This is a genomic window from Pararhodobacter aggregans (assembly GCF_003075525.1).
Lineage (GTDB): Bacteria > Pseudomonadota > Alphaproteobacteria > Rhodobacterales > Rhodobacteraceae > Pararhodobacter > Pararhodobacter aggregans.
This window is the reverse complement of sequence record NZ_QDDR01000004.1, coordinates 209922-226901: the sequence shown is the minus strand read 5'-3', so window position 1 is coordinate 226901 and position 16980 is coordinate 209922. Positions and strand designations below refer to the sequence as shown.

The following is a 16980-nucleotide window of genomic DNA, read 5'->3' as shown; positions in this document are numbered from 1 at the left end:
TTGGCCCGCAAACCCAAGACCATCATCACCTGCGCCGTCACCGGCGCAATCCACACGCCCACCATGTCGGACGCGCTGCCCTACACCTACGACCAGATCGCCGACCAGGCGATCGCGGCGGCCGGGGCCGGGGCCTCGATCCTGCACCTGCATGCGAGGAACCCCGAGACGGGTGCGCCTTCGATCAACCCCGATGATTTCGCGCCCTTCCTCCAGCGCATCAAGCAGGCGACGGACGCGGTGGTGAACATCTCGACCGGCGGCTCGCTGACCGCGACGATCCAGGAGCGGATCGCGCCCGCCAAGGCCTTCTCGCCCGAGATGTGCTCGATGAACATGGGGTCGCTGAACTTCAGCTTCCACGGGCTGGCGGCGCGCTACACCGAGTGGAAATTTCCGTGGGAACGCGACTATGTCGCCGGCTCCGAGGGCAATATCTTCCGCAACACTTTCAAGGACATCAAGGAAGCGGCCGAGACACTGGCCCCGCATGGCGTCAAGTTCGAGCATGAAATCTATGACGTTGGCCACCTCTACAACCTGAAGTTCATGATGGATCAGGGCCACTTCAAGGCGCCGATCTTCCTGCAATTCGTGCTGGGGATCCTGGGCGGGATCGGCGCGGATGTGGAGAACCTCGTGTTCCTCAAGCGCACCGCCGACAAGCTGTTCGGCGATCAGTACCGCTGGTCGGTGCTGGCGGCGGGGGCGGTCCAGATCCCGCTGGCGGTGACGGCCAGCCAGATGGGCGGCCATGTTCGTGTCGGGCTGGAGGACAGCCTGTTCATCTCGCGCGGGGAACTGGCCGAGTCGAATGCCCAACAGGTGGCAAAGGTCCGCCGGATCATCGAGGATCTGGGGCACGACATCGCCACCCCCGACGAGGCGCGGGCGATCCTGGACCTGAAGGGCGGGGATCGGGTCGGGTTCTGAACAACGCGCTGCGCGTCGCATGCCATCCGGCGGAGGATGTCGATGGCGCCACGAGGGTCGGGGGCGCCAAAGCGATCCGGCTTGCCGGGAGGATGGGATCCCTGAGGGCAACGAGGGTCCGATCCTGCCGCATCGTCAACCTGCCAGGGCGCCATCCAACGCCGCCTTGAGCACGGCTGCGACCTCGGCCAGCTGAGTTTCATCGGCGATGAAAGGCGGTGCCAGCAGGATGTGATCGCCGAGCCGGCCGTCCCGTGTGCCGGGCATCGGATAGCACAGGAGCCCCCGGGATTTCGCGATCCGCTTCACCCTTCCGGCAAGGCCACGCGCCGGATCGAACGGCGCCTTGGTTGCCCGGTCCTCGACCAGCTCGATCCCCCAGAACAGCCCGCGTCCGCGGATGTCGCCGACATGGGGATGCTGGCCCAATTGGTCGCGCAGCAGGGTTTCGAAGACCGGGCCCAGCCGGGACACGCGGCCGATCAGGTCCTGTTCCTCGAATTCCTCCAGCACGGCCAGCGCTGCGGCGGCGGCGATGGGATGGCCGAGATAGGTATGGCCATGCTGGAAAAACCCGGTGCCGGCAGCAATGGCGTCATAGATCGCCTTCGAGCACAGCATCGCCCCGATGGGCTGATAGCCAGCCCCCAACCCCTTGGCGATACACAGGATATCGGGCGCCACACCATCCGCCTCGCAGGCGAAAAGATGCCCGGTCCGGCCCATGCCGCACATCACCTCGTCGAGGATCAGCAGCACGCCGTAGCGGTCGCAGATCTCGCGGATGCGGGTGAAATAGCCGGGGACCGCCGCCACTGCGCCCAGGGTCGCGCCCACGACCGGTTCGGCGATGAAGGCCATGACGCTGTCGGGACCGAGGCGCAGGATCTCGGCTTCCAGCGCGTTCGCCGTGCGCTGGCCGTAATCGTGCAGGCTCTCGCCCTCGGCGCGTTCGGCGTATTCGTAGCAGGGCGCGATATGGCTCATCTCGACCAGCAGCGGCGCGAATTGCGCCCGCCGCCAGGCATTGCCGCCCGCCGACAGCGCGCCCAGCGTGTTGCCGTGATAGCTCTGGCGCCGGGCGATCAGGTGCCGCCTTTGCGGCTCGCCGCGCTCCAGATGGTATTGCCGCGCCAGCTTGATCGCCGATTCCACCGCCTCGGACCCGCCAGAGACGAAATAGACCCGGTCCAGATCGCCGGGCGCCCGGGCGATGAGCCGGTCGGCCAGCGCCTCGGCCGGTTCCGAGGTGAAGAAACTGGTGTGGGCATAGGCCAGCGCATCGACCTGCGCCTTGATCGCCGCGCGCACCCGTTCGTTGGAATGCCCCAGGCACGAGACGGCGGCGCCGCCCGAGCCGTCGAAATAGCGCCGTCCCTCGGCGTCGATCAGGTAGCAGCCGTCGCCCGACACGGCGGTCGGCAGATCGGTGTGGCAATGGCGGGGGAAGACATGGCTCATGCTCTGGTCCTTTCCAGGCGTTGCCGCAGCGCTGCGACCGAGGCGGCGTTGTCGGGATGCGGCTGACCGTCCGCGCCGGTCAGCGAATTCTCGAAACCCACGCGCAGCGCCGCGCCCTGGGCGGCGGCAGCGGCAAGGCAGGCATGTTCGTCGGGACCGAAGGCGCAGACCATCCAGTCACCGGCCTCGGGCAGCGCGGTGCGGAACGGCGTCAGGTCGTCGGGCGACGAGACCTGACCAGCGCTGTAGCGGCCGAGCACGAAGAGCACCCCGTCCTGCCCCGGCCGGACGATCCCGCGCGCCTGCCAGTCGCGCAGCAGTGCGATGTCGTCCGTATCGTAGAGGATATGCTGCACCCGCGTGCCCTGCGCGGCGCAGGTCGCGTAGAGGCGGGGCGCCAGCGCCAGATCGCGCGCCGTCTCGCGCACCGCGACCGAGGCCCAGCCTGGTTGCACCTCGGTCAGGCAGCGCAATTGCGCCGCCACGTCGTAGATTCCGACCGCCTCGGTGGTGATCTGCACCGCCATCCCCGGGATCTGCCGGGCCAGTTCGGCCAAGGCCTCGCGGTAGCGCCCGCTGTCGAGCGAATGCGCGCCGGCCTCGTCGCGGATGTGCAGATGCAGCGCCTCGGCGCCTGAGGCATGGCAGGCGCGGGCGGTCTCGACGGTCTCGGCGAGGGTCACCGGCAAGGCCGGATGATCCGCCTTGCCGCGCCGGGCGCCGTTCGGGGCGACCATGACAGGGGGGCGCATGCCTTACTCCTCCATCCGGGCGACGAATTGCAGGCTGAACCGCTGCAGCCCGTTCGCTTCATAGAAACGGTGCGCATCGATGCGGCTCAGCCCGCTGCACAGCCGCAGGTGATCGCAGTTGCTGGTGGCGGCCTGCGCCCGCGCCTCGGCCAGAAGCGCCCTGCCGATGCCGGAACTGCGCCGGTCGGGCGCGACCACCAGATCGTCCACATAAAGCGTCCGCCCCCAGGTCAGATCATCGCTGAGGCGATACCCCAGCGCGCCGACCATTGCCGACCCATCAAGGGCAGCAAGCACGCGGTAGCCTTGCGCCTCGGCCCGTTCAAGGCGCAGGGCAAAGGTCGCGTCATCCAGCGTCGCCCGCAGGACCCGCAGCAGCGGCGCGGCCTCGGCCGCGCGCTGAAGTGGAACCACGCGGATCACGGTTTCATCCTGCTGCCCGAGGGATCGAAGACCGGCCCGAGCGTCACCGTCGCGTCGCAAAGCCGTCGCGCGATATCGACCTTGACGCGCTCGCCCTCCGCCAGGGGAACCTTGACCGCGGCCAGCGCCACCGGCTTGCCGATACGGTAGCCGAAGGCGGCGGACGAGGTCTTGCCGACGATGGAATCGCCCCGATAGACCGGCTCGTGGCCCAACGGCACGGCCTCCGCATCGTCCAGCACCAGCGAGACGATCACCGAGCGCGTCCCGCTGGCGCGCGCGGCCGCCAATGCCTCCGCCCCGATGAATCCGCCCGACTTGCGCACCGCGAAGTCGAGACCTGCGGTGATCGGCGTCATGTCGCTGTCCAGTTCGTGGCCCATGGCGCAGAAGCCCTTTTCGACCCGCATCGAGGTCTGCGCGAACATTCCTGCGGGCACAGCCCCTGCAGCGGTCAGCGCGGCATAGAGCGCGGGCGCGTTGGTGGCCTTGCAGGTCAGCTCCCAGCCCGCCTCGCCGACATAGGACAGCCGCGCGGCGCGGACATGGATCCCGGCAAGATGGGCGCCGGTCTGCCGGAAATAGCCCAGCTCGTTCAGCTCGGGCGCGCCGCATTCGGCGACGATGCGCGCGGCCTCGGGGCCCATCAGGCCCAGCACGGCATAAGCCTCGGTGCTGTCGGTCAGGGTGATGTCGAAGCCCTCGGCGTGGCGGCTGAGCCAGGCCATGTCGCGCTTGATGGCGGCGGTGCCGGTGAACAGACGGTAATGGTCAGGGCCGAGGCGCTGCGCGGTCAGGTCGGATTCGAAGGTGCCCCGATCATTCAGCATCGCGGTGTAGATGACCGATCCCGGCTTGCGGTTCATGTGGCCGGCGCAGACGCGCATCAGGAAGGCCTCGGCATCCTTTCCCTCGACCTCGATCTTGCCGAAGGGCGAGGCGTCGAAGATCGCGGCTTTCTCATGCGCGGCCCTGACCTCGGCACCCACATTGGTGAACCAGTCGGGGCGTTCGAAGCGCGGCGTCGGCTCGGACGTCTTGCCGAAATAGAGCGGGCGCTCCCAGCCGTAGACCTGGCCCATATGCGCCCCCGCGGCGCGGTATTCGGCGTCCAGCGGCAGGGCGCGCAGGTTGCGCGCGGTCTTCAGCTGCTTGCCGGGATAGGCGATGTCGTAATGCGTACCCAGGATCTCGGGTGCGCGGGCCATCAGGTGGTCGAGCGAGTTGAACACCGGCGCGAAGCGCTTGGCATCGGCCTCGGACAGGTCATAGGCGGTATGCCCGTGGACGATGCAATGCGCGAGGTTCATCCCCGCACCCCCGCCCGAGGCCATGCCGACCGAGTTCATGCCGCAGCCCAGGAACAGGCCGCGCGTCTCGGCCGTCTCGCCCAGCATGAAGGTGCCGTCGGGGGTGAAGCTCTCGGGTCCGTTGAGCAGCATCTTCACCTCGGCCGTCTCAAGCGCCGGCAACCGGTGCAGGGCGTTCATCATCATCGGCTCGAAATGGTCCCAATCCTCGGGGAGAAGCCCGAATTCGAAGCTCTCGTTCAGGACACCTGGCGCGATCGGCTTGCCCATCGGCTCGAAGCAACCGACCAGAAGGCCGCCGCTGTCGTCGCGGATGTAGAGATGGTTGTCGTGGTCCGAGAGCGTCGGCATGTTGCCCGCGATGCCGGCGATGGGCTTCGTGAGCAGGTAGAAATGCTCGCAGGCCAGCGCCGGAACCTCGGCCCCTGCCATCGCCCCCAACTCGCGCGACCAGAGTCCGGTGCAGAGCGCGATGGCGTCGCACATCACCGTACCCTGCGAGGTCTCCACCCCCTTGATCCGCCCGTTCTCGGTCAGGATGCCGGTGACGCCCGTTCGTTCGAAGATCCGCGCGCCCAGCCCCTTCGCGGCCTTCACCAGCGCCGCGCAGACATCCGAGGGCGAGACGCGCCCGTCATCGGGCGACCAGACCGCGCCCAGCACGTCATCGGCATTCATCAGCGGCCAGCGCTCCTTGGCCTCGGCGGCGCTGATTGAACGGGCGTCGATTCCATAGGCGCGCGCCAGCGCCTCCTGCCGCTTGATATGGGTCAGCCGGTCGGGATTGGTGGCGATCGACAGCGACCCTTTCTGGATCCAGCCCACCGATTGCCCGGTCTCCTTTTCGAGCCGCGAGTACAGGTCGACCGAATACTGGATCATCCGCGTCAGGTTCTGCGAATTGCGCAGCGCCCGCACCTGCGCCGCCGAATGCCAGGTGGTGCCCGAAGTCAGCGCGTTGCGCTCCAGCAGGATGGCATCGGAAACCCCCAGCTTGGCGAGGTGATAGAGCGTCGAGCAGCCCATGATGCCGCCGCCGATGACGACGACCGAGGCATGAGAGGGCAGGGAATCGGCCATGATGGTTTCCTTGGGTTCGGGCGAGGCCCTGTCGTTGGCGAGTGGGCGAGTGGGCGAGCAGGGTGGTCGGCGTTGGCGGGTTCGATGTTGTGGGAAAAACAAAAATCGTCAATAGTATCAGAAAATAACGCTTGTTACGCGCCTTTCGCCCCGGAGATGCCAATGGATCCGACCCTTCGCACGCGGATCAGCAACGACCTGAAATCCCGGCTGCCCGACCTGCCGCGCAGGCTGCGCACGGTGGCGAAATATGTCGTCGACCACCCTTCGGATTTTGGCCTCGATTCGATCCGCGAGACCGCGCGCAAGTCGAGGGTCAGCACCTATACGCTGGTGCGGCTGGCCGAGCGCATGGGCTTCGCGACTTATGACGAGTTCCGCGAGCCGTTTCGCCATGCGCTGGTTTCGGCATCGGCCACCGTCGATCAGCCGGAATGGGTGAGCCATCTGCGCGAGCAGGGTCCGCTGGGGCTGGCCCAGGCCGAGGCCTCGTTGAACGAGATGGCGACCGTACAGCGATCGCTGGAGCGTTTGTTGCCGGACCAGTTGCACCGGGTGGTGCGCACGTTGCTTGAGGCAAGGACCGTCTACCTGACCGCCGTCCGCGCCAGCTACGCGATGGCCTATTACCTGCACTATGTCGGCCGGATGGCGCTGCCGAACCTGCAACTGATCCCGCGTCACATGAACAGCGCCATCGACGAGCTGCACAATGCCGGCCCCGGCGACGTGCTGATCGCGATCACGGTCACCCCCTATTCGCGTGAGACGATCGACGCCTGTCGCTTTGCCCAACGCAAAGGGGTGACGCTGGTCCTGATCTCGGACAGCGACATCGTTTCGCCGGACTTCAGCGCGGACGAGACGCTGATCACCTCGCCGCTCTCGACGCATCATCTGGCCTGCTATGTCGGCACGCTGGCGGTCATCGAGGTGCTGGTGGCGATGATCGTCGCCGAGGCGGGCGAACCGGCCCGCGAGCGAATCAGGTCCTACGAGGAGCTTCGGCGCGAGCATCAGGCGTATTGGGTGGCGAAGAAAAAACATTAGTTATCTTTCTGCGCAAGACGGCCAGTTTGTTCCGATGTCCTTTGCCTGCGAATCACCCCGGGTCGCGCAGCACGAAGACCGAGCACCGCGCATGACGCAGCACGCGCGCGGCATTGGGGCCAAGGAGGTAATCCGCCAGTTCGGGACGATGGGCCCCCATCACGATCAGCCCCGCGCCAATGCGATCGGCCTGCTCGAGGATCTCGTGATAGATGGCGCCCTGCGTGACGATATGGCTGACCGGCAGGCCGGGCAGAATGCGGTCAGTCAGCGCGTGCAGCCGTACCGAGGCATCGGCGAGCGCCCGTTGGGCAGTGTCGGCCGGGAAATAGGTGCCGACCATCGACAGGCCGAAATCGGGCAGGACAGTCGCCACCGCCAGCGGCGCATCATCGAGCCGCGCGAGCTGGGCGGCCTTGGTCAGGATGGCGTCGTGCAGGGCCTCGTCCACGAGGTCCAGGGCGGCGAGGACAGGCGGTTTCATGCGGTCACCACGGCGCTGCGCCCCAGCCTCCGGCGCTGCATAAAGGCAACCAGACCCAGCAGCAGGAAGGCGGGCAGAAAGAAGATCTCCTTGGGTGGACGGTCGTTCGCCAGCTCGACACGGGTCACGGTCCAGTCAAAGTCGATTCCGGCCTGTTCGGCGGGTCCGCCGAAGGTGATCAGGTCGACGATCACCGCGCCGTCGCGCTCGACCAGTTCCAGCCCGGCGCTCTGGGCAAGGCGCTCGGCGCCCGGTCGCCCGGCCTCGCCCATCGGCAGGCGGTAATAGGACGACACTTCGCGGCCATCGATGGTCATGCCCTCCAGCGCGACCCTTATCGTTCCGCCCCCGGGCGCGGCCTCGGCGATGGCGAAAATCTCGGCGGGGGGGCGCTGGTCGAAGGGCTCCCACAGGCGGTCCAGCCAGAATCCCGGGCGGAACAGCGTCAGCGCCACCAGCACCAGCACCGCCGATTCCCACAGCCGCGAGCGGGTCAGGAACCAGCCCATGGTTCCGGCCGCAAAGACCAGCATCGCGATCAGCGCGACGATGAAGATGACGATCCCATGCGCCCAGGTCACGTCGATCAGCAACAGATCGGTGTTGAAGATGAACAGGAAGGGCAGAAGCGCGGTACGGATCGAATAGAAGAACGCCTGAAAACCGGTGCGCATCGGATCCGCCCCCGAAATGGCGGCGGCGGCGAAGCTGGCCAGCCCCACGGGCGGGGTCACGTCGGCCATGATCCCGAAATAGAAGACGAACATATGCACAGCGACCAGCGGCACCAGAAGCCCGTTCTGCGCCCCCAGTTCGACCACGACGCCCGCCATCAACGACGAGACGACGATGTAATTGGCGGTGGTCGGCAGCCCCATGCCGAGGACGATCGAGATCAGCGCCACGAAGACCAGCATCAGCATCAGGTTGCCGCCGGACAGGAACTCGACGAATTCGGCCATCACCTGACCGATTCCGGTCAGTGTCACCGACCCGACGATGATCCCCGCGACCGCCATGGCGCAGGCGAGGCCGATCATGTTGCGCGCGCCCTCGATCAGCCCTTCGCAGGCCTCGGACAGGCCATGGCGCAGCGTCGCGCCCCAGTTGCCCTCGCCGCGGAACAGGGCCTTCAGCGTGCCCTGTGACAGCAGCACCAGCAGCATGAAACAGGCCGACCAGAAGGCCGCATAGCCCGGCGAGCGTCGCTCGACCATCAGCAGATACATCAGCAGGAAGATCGGCATCAGGTAGTGAAACCCGCTGCGCAGAATGACAGGCAACGGCGGCAGATGCTGCATCGCCTCGACCGAGAGGTCGAGATCGGGCTGGCGCGCGGCGATGCGCACGAGCAAGACATAGACCAGCAGAAACAGCGCGATCAGCACCGGGCTGGCCATGCCGCCCAGCCCGAATTCGAGCGCGTCGACCGCCTTGCCCGACAGCCACAGCACCGATCCGGCAGCGATGATGCCGAGCGACACGCCGAGCACCGCGCGCAACAGGAACAGCACGGGATTCATCCGGCTGGTGCCCTTGAGGCCCATCTTCAGGGATTCAAGATGCACGATATAGAGCAGCGCGATGTACGAGATGGCGGCCGGAATGATCGCCGTGCGCACCACCTCGACATAGCTGATCCCGACATATTCGGTCATCAGGAAGGCGACGGCGCCCATCACCGGCGGCGTCAGCACGCCGTTGATCGAGGATGAGACCTCGACCGCCCCCGCCTTGGCCGGGCTGAAGCCGACCTTCTTCATCAGGGGGATGGTGAAAGTGCCGGTGGTGACCACATTGGCGATGGACGATCCCGAGATCAGGCCCGTCGCCGCCGAAGCGATCACCGCGGCCTTGGCCGGGCCGCCGCGCAGATGGCCCAGCGTGGCGAAGGCCAGCGACAGGAAATAATTGCCCGCCCCCGCGCGGTTGAGCAAGGCACCGAACAGCACGAAGAGGAAGACGAAGCCCGACGAGACGCCCAGGGCCACGCCGAAGACGCCCTCGCTGGTCAGCCAGAAATGGCTCATCGCCCGCTCGATCGAGGCGCCGCGCCAGCGGATGACATCGGGCAGCCATTCGGACGAACCGAAGAAGACATAGCCCATGAAGACCACGGCCACGGCCATCAGCGGCAGGCCCAGCGACCGGCGGGCGGCTTCGAGCAGCAGCACCACGCCGATGCAGGCGCTCACGATGTCGGTGGTGTTGGGGGCGCCCGAGCGTGCGGCGAGCTCGCGCCAGAAAAGATACAGGTAGCCCGCGCAGAAGGCGCCCACCAGCGCCAGGACCCAGTCCTGTGGCGGGATCGTGTGGCGCGGGCTGCGCTTGAAGGTCGGAAAGGCGGTGAAGGCCAGGAACACCGCGAAGGCCAGGTGGATAGAGCGCGCCTGCCCGTTGTTGACGACGAAGATCCCCAGCTCATAGGGCAGCGGCGACGCGATCCACAATTGGAACACCGACCACAACAGCGGCACGAACCACAGGACGCGCCGGTTGAACCCCCCGGTCGGGGCGCGCGCGCCGGTATCGGCCTCGGCGATGAAGTCGCGGCTGTCGGCGGCGTCAATCTGGCTGCTGGTCACATCAGGGCTCCGGGCAGGGGGTCGTTGGTCGCGCCCACCCGCCGCAAGACGGGCGGGCGCAGGGTCGGATTACATCCAGCCGCGCTCCTGATAGTAGCGCACGGCGCCGGGGTGCAGTTCGGCGGTCAGCCCCGAGGCGATCATTTCGGCCACGTCCAGCCGCTCGAAAGCCGGGTGCAGGCGCTTGAATTCCTCGAAATTCTCGAACACCGCGCTGACCACGGCATAGACCACGTCGTCAGGCGTGCTGGCGTCGGTGACAATTGTCGCGCGGGGACCCCAGGAGGGGATGTCGTCCGGGTTCCCGGCATACATGCCGCCCGGAATCGTCGCCGCCGCATAGGCGCTGTTCTCGGCAAGCAGGCGGTCGATTTCTTCCCCGGCGAGCGGCAGGATCGCCACGTCGCAGGTCGAGGTCGCCTCCTGGCTGGACCCGTTGGGCAGGCCGGCGGCCCAGACCGTGGCCTCGATATTGCCGTCGCAGAGCGCCGCCGCCTGTTCGGCCGAGCTGAGTTCCGCGGCAAGCGACAGCGCGCTCACATCGACCCCGTAATAGGACAGCAGCGTCTCGGCAAGGACCCGCGTGCCCGAACCGGGATTGGCGATATTGACCCGGTGACCGGGGAAGTCGGCGACGCTGGTGATCCCGGAATCGCGGCGCGCCATGACGTGCAGCGGTTCGGGATGGATCGAGAAGAGCGAGCGCAGCCCCGGATAGGCGCCGTCGGCTTCGAAGCTGCCCGAGCCGGCGACAGCTGCCGCCTGCACGTCGGATTGCACGACGCCGAAGTTCAGCTCGCCCTGACGGATGGTGCGGGTGTTGTACACCGAACCCCCGGTGGATTCGACCGCGCAACGGATGCCGGTCTCGGCCCGGTTGGCATTCACCAATCGGCAGATCGCGCCGCCGGTCGGGTAATAGACGCCGGTGACGCCGCCGGTGCCGATGGTGATGAACTGCTGCTGCGCAAAGGCCCCGGAAGCGATCGTCATCGATGCCAGCAGGGTAGCGCCAAGGGTCAGTCTCTTGATGAGCATGGGGATCTCCGGGTTGTTGTGTCGAGGGTTTTCGGTTGGATCTCGACGGGCGCCACGACGCCCGGCTGCACAAGCGTGGAACAGCCGCCCGCCGAAAGTCACCGAAAAACTAATGTTTTTTGACACGAAGCAGATCGCCCGCCGACTCGAGCGATGCCGTCGCGCCGGGCGAGCGGACGCCCGTGTCGGCGCCCCTTGCGGTCCCAGATTGACGATCGCCACTGAAGGGATTGCGGTGGTGATACATGGATCAAAGACCCGGAGTCCGTCCCAGTGTCAGAGCGTCGGGCAGCCCATGACACCACCGCCCGGCACCACGACAGAGGCGCTGGCAGGCAGTTGTGTGTCACTCATGGGGCACCGGTTCAGGGTTGGAGGCAGGGGCGTCGCGCAGCGCGTGCTGCGCCTTGCGGTCCTTGAGAAAGGCGTAGTTCTCGCGCGCCAGCGTGATCTCGGCCCGGTCGGCCACCAGCCGAACCAGCTCCTCGCCGGTATCGGCGAAGAGATAGGGCTTGCGGATCTCATCGACCCAGGGCGGGCAGAACATCGAGGCGCCGTAATCGGTTCCGGCGCGGTTGAGGCTGAGAAAGAACACCTGGTTCTCCAGCGCGCGGGCGACAACGAAACTGTGCCAGGAATGGAAGGTGGAATCGCGGTAATAGGCCCCCGAATGCAGGATCAGGTCGGCCCTGCCATCAAGGGTCAGGGCGCGCGACAATTCCGGGATGCGGATATCGGCGCAGATGCTCAGACCGACGCGAAAGCCCTTGATATCGAAGACGGAAAGCCCGTCGCCCTGGGTGAAGAATTCCTTCTCCATCGAGGCCCCGAACTGGGCCAGATAGATCTTGTCGTAGGAACCGGCCAGCCGCCCGTCCGGCCCGACCACCGCCAGGGTGATGAACACCGCCCCCCCTTCGCGGCGCGGAAAACTGAAGGCGACGTGACAGCCGAAGCGCTGCGCCACCGCCGACCAGGTGGCGAGGGACGGCCCCTCGGCCGGTTCCGCCAGCGCGTCCAGGGCCTCGAAGGCGAGGCGCGAATATTCGATGCTGGAGAGTTCCGGCAGCACCACCAGATCCGCGGTGGCGCGCGACAAAGCCGTTTCGACCTTGGCGCGCATCGCCGCCAGATGCGCGTCGCGGGCGGCGGCGCTGCGCGTCACCGGCACCTCGATCTGGCACGCCAGCAGGCTCAGACTGTCTCCGGGATTCATTTCGACGCTCCGTCGCGCTCGGTGTTCCAATACTCGCCCAGCCGGCGGCGGTCGGTCTCGATCTCGGAGATCCGGTCGATGGCCTCGTGGCCGGCGCGCAGGGTCATGAAGCCGATGAGCAATTCGAGGATCGCCGTCGAACCCACATAGGATTCGAAGAACAGCGGCGAGGTGCAGGAAGTGACCAGCACCTTGCTGCAATAGGGGGCCAGCGGCGAGGCCAGGCTGTCGGTGATGCCGACCACATAGCTGTCCCGCTCATAGGCCAGTTCGGCCACCTGCACGGTCAGCCGCGCGCAGGGCTGGATGGCAAGGCATACGAGGGCGTCGCCGGGCCCGATATCCACCAGATCGTCGGCGATGATGCCGCCGCGCCGACCCAGCAGCCGGATTTTCCCCGCCACCATGCCACCGACATAGGCGAGGTAGTTGGCGAAGGGATACGAAGCCTGCATGCCGGCGACATAGATCGTGTTCTTGCTCAACAGTGTCTCGGCCACCTCGGCGATGGTGACCGGATCAATGCGGGCAAAGACGCTGGCGACATTGGCCAGGGCGGAATCGCGGAACTGGGCCCAGATCGCCTCGTCGCCCGAGGTCTTGCCCGAACTTTGCAGCCCCTCGGCGCGCTCGGGATAGCCGGGCAGGGCGCCGCCGGTGACCCGCTGGCGATAGACCTCGCGCAATTCGTTGTAGGTGTCGAAACCCAGCGACTTGGCCAGACGGGCGAAGTTCGGCAGCGCGATGCCCGAATGTTCGGCGATCCGGCGCATCGACTGGGTGGCGATGGCGCCGGGGTTTTCCAGCATATAGGCACCGGCGCGCTGCAGCGTCGGCGGCAGGCTGGGATAAAGGCGCGTCAGCCGCTCCTGGATATCGTCAAACTCGTTCACCCCGATCCCCCCTGTTACTCTCGCCTCGTCGCCCCGCCCCGCCTGCCGTGGTCGAAAGGGCGCGCCATGCCTGTTGCGGCGCGCCCTGACGGCTTCAGTTCGCCGCCAGCCAGGCGTTGAACCGCGCTTCGAGCTGTTCGCCGTAATCCGACCAGAATTCAGCGCTGGAACGCAAGCCCAACGCGAAGTTCGCCTCGGCGGTCGGCAGCTGCGCCTGCATCTCGGCAGGCACCAGCGTCACACCCGAGGCCCGCGCCGGGCCGTAGGAAATGTAATTGGTCAGCTCGGCCAATTGCTCCGGCGCGGTGGCGAAGCGGACGAATTCCAGCGCCCGCTCGCGGTTCGGGGCGCCGCGGGGGATGATGAACGCGCCGTAATCCCAGACCTGCCCGTCCCAGACGATCTCGAAGGGCTGACCCTCGCGCACGATGGCGTTGAACAGCCGCCCGTTATAGGCCGAGGTCATCGCCACCTCGCCGTCCGCCAGCAATTGCGGCGGCTGAGCGCCGGCTTCCCACCAGATCGCATCGTCCTTGACGCGGTCGAGCACGGCAAAGGCGCGGTCCACCCCCTCGGGCGTCGACAGCACGGCATAGACCTGATCGAGCGCCACACCATCCGCCATCAGCGCCCATTCCAGATTGGCGCGCGGGCTGCGGCGCAGGCCGCGACGGCCGGGGAAACGCTCGGTGTCGAACAGATCGGCGACACTGGTCGGCCCGCCATCGGGGAATTGCCGCGCATCGAAGGCAAAGACATTGGCCCAGACGTAATTGGCCACGCCGCAATCCTGCAGCGCATCGCCGAAAAAATCGTCCTGCGGCGTCGAACCGTCAGCCCCCGGCGCCAGCGAGGAGGTCGGGATCTCCTCCAGCAGCCCCTCGTCGCAGCCGAGCGTTGCATCGGTCATCTCGGCATCGATCACGTCCCAGGTCACATGGCCGGATTCGGCCTGCGCGCGCACTTGCGCCAGGCCGCCGTTATAGACCTCGGAGATGATCTCGACGCCGGTGGCGGCGGTGAACGGCGCCTCGAAGGCCTGCGCCTCGGCCTCGCTCAGCGCACCACCCCATCCGACGACCGTCAGGCTGTCGGCGCCCGCGCTCAGAGGCGCGAGGACCGGCAGCGACAGACCCGCCGCCAGACAGGCGAGCCGCATTGGTGTGAAACCAATCTTCATCATCTTCTCCCCGTTTATCGCGCCTGCGGCGCTTTTGATTTCGACCGGATTCGGAGCCCGGCAGCAGTGTCGGACCAGACGGCCCAGCATTGATTCCATAGCATGTATTTTGCATATGTTCAAGTTATCTACAAAAATGTATCATTTGAAACACCCTCATGCTAGGCTGATCCGATGATCGGATTCGGGCTTTCCTGAGGGGGCGACAGATGGACGCGACGCAGGCCGCCGTGCGCTTCGAGGGCGTGCAAAAGAGCTATGACGGTGAGACGTTGGTGGTGAAGGACCTCAACCTCAGCATCGCCAAGGGTGAATTCGTCACCATGCTGGGCCCGTCCGGTTCGGGAAAAACCACCTGTCTGATGATGCTGGCAGGCTTCGAGACCGCGACGCGGGGCGAGATCTATATCGGCCAGCGCTCGATCAACCGGGTGCCGCCGCACAAGCGCAACATCGGCATGGTGTTCCAGAATTACGCTTTGTTCCCGCATATGAGCGTGGCCGAGAACCTCGCCTATCCGCTGAAGGTGCGCGGCATCGACAAGGCCGAGCGCGAGACGCGGGTGCTGCGGGCGCTCGATATGGTGCAGCTGGCGCCCTTTGCCAACCGGCGGCCCGGCATGCTTTCAGGCGGTCAGCAGCAGCGCGTGGCGGTGGCGCGGGCGCTGGTCTTCGACCCCGACATCGTACTGATGGACGAACCCTTGGGCGCCCTCGACAAGCAATTGCGCGAGCAGATGCAATACGAGATCAAGCATATCCACGAGCGGATCGGCGTCACCGTGGTCTATGTCACCCATGACCAGTCCGAGGCGCTGACCATGTCCAACCGGATCGCCGTGTTCAATGACGGGGTGATCCAGCAGCTGGCCCCGCCGACCGAGCTTTACGAGCGGCCGAGCAATGCCTTCGTGGCGCATTTCATCGGCGAGAACAACCGCCTCGACGGCATCGTCCGCAGCCGTGACGGCGACATATGCCAGGTCGAACTGGGCGACGGCTCGATGGTCAGATCGCTGGCTGTCAATATCGGCGGGGTGGGCAGCCGGACCACGCTGTCGCTGCGCCCTGAACGGGTGACGGTCCATGCCAAGGCTGGCGAAATCGACAATGTATTTGCCGGCAAGGTCGAGGAACTGATCTATCTCGGCGACCACATCCGCACCCGGGTGTCGCTCTGCGGGCAGGACGATTTCATCGTCAAGCTGCCCAATTCCGACCGCCATGCGATGCTCGAACCCGGCGCGAATGTGCATTTCGGCTGGAATGCCGGCGATTGCCGCGCGCTCGACGGTTGACCGGGTCGGGGGACAGAACCATGGCCGATTCCACGCCGATCCTCGGTGACGACGGGCTGACCCTGAAGGCCAAGCTCCGGCAGGCCGAGCGCCGGAACAAGCTGAAGACCTTCGGGCTGACCGTGCCGTTGCTGGCCTTCATCCTGGTCACCTTCGTGTTCCCGATCCTGCTGATGATCGCCCGCTCTGTCGACAATCCGGTGCCGGTGCGGGCGATCCCGCAGACCCTTGAGGCGCTGCAAAGCTGGACCCCGCCCACCCTGCCGGCCGAGGCCACCTACCGGCTCTTTGCCGAGGAATTGCTGGCCGCCGATGAGACAGGCGATCTGGGCAGGCTTGCCAGCCGGCTCAATTACGACCTGCCGGGCAGCCGCAGCGCGCTCACCCGCCTTGGCCGGGCGCTGCGCCGCGGGGCCGAGGACGGCCAGAGCTATCGCGCGCTGTTCGAAGAGGTCGATCCGCGCTGGTCCGAACCCGAGATCTGGGCCGGCCTCAAGGCGCTCGACGGTCGCCTGACCGGCGCCTATTACCTCGCCGCCACCGACCGGACACGCGACGTCGACGGCGACATCGTCCTGCAGCCCGAAAATACCCGGATCTACATCGGCCTCTATCTCAAGACGCTCTGGGTCAGCCTGCTGGTGACCCTGTTCTGCGTCCTGCTGGCCTATCCGATCGCCTACCAACTCGCGACGCTGCCCACCGGGCGGGCCAATCTGCTGATGATCCTGGTGCTGCTGCCCTTCTGGACCTCGCTTCTGGTGCGCACCACCGCCTGGATCGTGCTTTTGCAGTCGCAGGGGGTGCTGAACGACATTCTGGTGGCGCTGGGGATCCTCGACGACGAGGGGCGGGTGCAGCTGATCTACAACATGACCGGCACCATCGTGGCGCTGACCCATATCCTGCTGCCTTTCATGGTGCTGCCGCTCTATTCGGTGATGAAGACCATCCCGCCGAATTACCGTCGTGCCGCCATCTCGATGGGTGCCACGCCTTCGCGCGCCTGGATCGACGTGTTCTTCCCGCTGACCATCCCCGGCCTTGGCGCCGGCTCGGTGCTCGTCTTCATCCTCTGCATCGGCTATTACATCACCCCCGCGCTGGTCGGCGGCCGCACCGGCCAGCTGATTTCCAGCGAGATCGCCTATCACATGCAAAGCTCGCTCAACTGGGGTCTGGCCGCGGCTTTGGGCACGATCCTCTTGGTCGGGGTGCTGGCGCTCTACTGGATCTATGACCGGCTGGTCGGCATCGACAACCTCAAGATGGGATGA

14 protein-coding genes are annotated in these 16980 nt (G+C 66.4%); 4 read left to right on the top strand and 10 right to left on the bottom strand.

Annotated elements, in window-relative coordinates:
- A complete protein-coding gene (gene kce, locus DDE23_RS10070) occupies positions 1-933 on the top strand; it encodes a 3,5-dioxohexanoate:acetyl-CoA acetone transferase (RefSeq protein WP_107751144.1) in 933 nt (310 codons plus the stop codon).
- Positions 934-1068: 135 nt separating this feature from the next.
- Here kce and DDE23_RS10065 read toward each other — a convergent pair whose 3' ends face one another.
- From DDE23_RS10065 to DDE23_RS10050, 4 genes are read right to left on the bottom strand one after another with little or no spacing between them, the layout of a single operon-like run.
- Positions 1069-2394, bottom strand: a complete 1326-nt coding sequence (locus DDE23_RS10065; RefSeq protein WP_107751143.1) for an aspartate aminotransferase family protein — start codon at positions 2392-2394, stop codon at positions 1069-1071.
- Positions 2391-3146, bottom strand: coding sequence for a beta-keto acid cleavage family enzyme (locus DDE23_RS10060; protein WP_107751142.1), 756 nt, complete (start codon positions 3144-3146; stop codon positions 2391-2393). The genes DDE23_RS10065 and DDE23_RS10060 overlap by 4 nt, the downstream gene beginning before the upstream one ends.
- A gap of 3 nt (positions 3147-3149) precedes the next feature.
- Positions 3150-3569, bottom strand: a complete 420-nt coding sequence (locus DDE23_RS10055; RefSeq protein WP_157958003.1) for a GNAT family N-acetyltransferase — start codon at positions 3567-3569, stop codon at positions 3150-3152.
- Positions 3566-5959 carry a GcvT family protein gene (locus DDE23_RS10050; RefSeq protein WP_107751141.1) on the bottom strand — a complete coding sequence of 798 codons (2394 nt, stop codon included), beginning with the start codon at positions 5957-5959 and terminating at the stop codon, positions 3566-3568. Before DDE23_RS10050 ends, DDE23_RS10055 begins: the two co-directional genes overlap by 4 nt.
- Before the next feature lie 162 nt (positions 5960-6121).
- Between DDE23_RS10050 and DDE23_RS10045 the strand changes: the two genes are divergently transcribed.
- Entirely contained in the window at positions 6122-7009 is an 888-nt protein-coding gene (locus DDE23_RS10045) for a MurR/RpiR family transcriptional regulator (RefSeq protein WP_107751140.1), read from the top strand.
- Positions 7010-7061: 52 nt separating this feature from the next.
- Here the strand turns inward: DDE23_RS10045 and DDE23_RS10040 are convergent, their stop codons facing one another.
- From DDE23_RS10040 to DDE23_RS10015, 6 genes are all read right to left on the bottom strand, one after another.
- Positions 7062-7493: a universal stress protein gene (locus DDE23_RS10040; RefSeq protein WP_107751139.1), complete on the bottom strand. Its 432-nt coding sequence runs from the start codon at positions 7491-7493 to the stop codon at positions 7062-7064.
- Positions 7490-10078, bottom strand: coding sequence for a TRAP transporter permease (locus DDE23_RS10035; protein ID WP_107751138.1), 2589 nt, complete (start codon positions 10076-10078; stop codon positions 7490-7492). The genes DDE23_RS10040 and DDE23_RS10035 overlap by 4 nt, the downstream gene beginning before the upstream one ends.
- 69 nt (positions 10079-10147) lie before the next feature.
- Entirely contained in the window at positions 10148-11116 is a 969-nt protein-coding gene (locus tag DDE23_RS10030) for a TAXI family TRAP transporter solute-binding subunit (protein WP_107751137.1), read from the bottom strand.
- Between the two features lie 346 nt (positions 11117-11462).
- Positions 11463-12332, bottom strand: coding sequence for a carbon-nitrogen hydrolase family protein (locus tag DDE23_RS10025; protein WP_107751136.1), 870 nt, complete (start codon positions 12330-12332; stop codon positions 11463-11465).
- Positions 12329-13225, bottom strand: coding sequence for a MurR/RpiR family transcriptional regulator (locus DDE23_RS10020; protein WP_107751135.1), 897 nt, complete (start codon positions 13223-13225; stop codon positions 12329-12331). The genes DDE23_RS10025 and DDE23_RS10020 overlap by 4 nt, the downstream gene beginning before the upstream one ends.
- 94 nt (positions 13226-13319) lie before the next feature.
- Positions 13320-14405: an ABC transporter substrate-binding protein gene (locus tag DDE23_RS10015; RefSeq protein ID WP_238149955.1), complete on the bottom strand. Its 1086-nt coding sequence runs from the start codon at positions 14403-14405 to the stop codon at positions 13320-13322.
- A gap of 209 nt (positions 14406-14614) precedes the next feature.
- On the opposite strand from DDE23_RS10015, the gene DDE23_RS10010 reads away from it, so the two are divergent.
- A complete protein-coding gene (locus tag DDE23_RS10010; RefSeq protein WP_107751133.1) occupies positions 14615-15703 on the top strand; it encodes an ABC transporter ATP-binding protein in 1089 nt (362 codons plus the stop codon).
- A gap of 20 nt (positions 15704-15723) precedes the next feature.
- Positions 15724-16980: an ABC transporter permease gene (locus DDE23_RS10005; RefSeq protein WP_107751132.1), complete on the top strand. Its 1257-nt coding sequence runs from the start codon at positions 15724-15726 to the stop codon at positions 16978-16980.

What these genes read in the sequence shown, in the direction of transcription:
- DDE23_RS10010 (WP_107751133.1), top strand. Translation starts at nt 14,615, where the DNA reads ATGGACGCGACGCAGGCCGCCGTGCGCTTCGAGGGCGTGCAAAAGAGC.
- DDE23_RS10045 (WP_107751140.1), top strand. Translation starts at nt 6,122, where the DNA reads ATGGATCCGACCCTTCGCACGCGGATCAGCAACGACCTGAAATCCCGG.
- DDE23_RS10015 (WP_238149955.1), bottom strand. Translation starts at nt 14,405, where the DNA reads ATGAAGATTGGTTTCACACCAATGCGGCTCGCCTGTCTGGCGGCGGGT.
- DDE23_RS10060 (WP_107751142.1), bottom strand. Translation starts at nt 3,146, where the DNA reads ATGCGCCCCCCTGTCATGGTCGCCCCGAACGGCGCCCGGCGCGGCAAG.
- DDE23_RS10065 (WP_107751143.1), bottom strand. Translation starts at nt 2,394, where the DNA reads ATGAGCCATGTCTTCCCCCGCCATTGCCACACCGATCTGCCGACCGCC.
- DDE23_RS10005 (WP_107751132.1), top strand. Translation starts at nt 15,724, where the DNA reads ATGGCCGATTCCACGCCGATCCTCGGTGACGACGGGCTGACCCTGAAG.
- DDE23_RS10025 (WP_107751136.1), bottom strand. Translation starts at nt 12,332, where the DNA reads ATGAATCCCGGAGACAGTCTGAGCCTGCTGGCGTGCCAGATCGAGGTG.
- DDE23_RS10050 (WP_107751141.1), bottom strand. Translation starts at nt 5,959, where the DNA reads ATGGCCGATTCCCTGCCCTCTCATGCCTCGGTCGTCGTCATCGGCGGC.
- DDE23_RS10030 (WP_107751137.1), bottom strand. Translation starts at nt 11,116, where the DNA reads ATGCTCATCAAGAGACTGACCCTTGGCGCTACCCTGCTGGCATCGATG.
- DDE23_RS10040 (WP_107751139.1), bottom strand. Translation starts at nt 7,493, where the DNA reads ATGAAACCGCCTGTCCTCGCCGCCCTGGACCTCGTGGACGAGGCCCTG.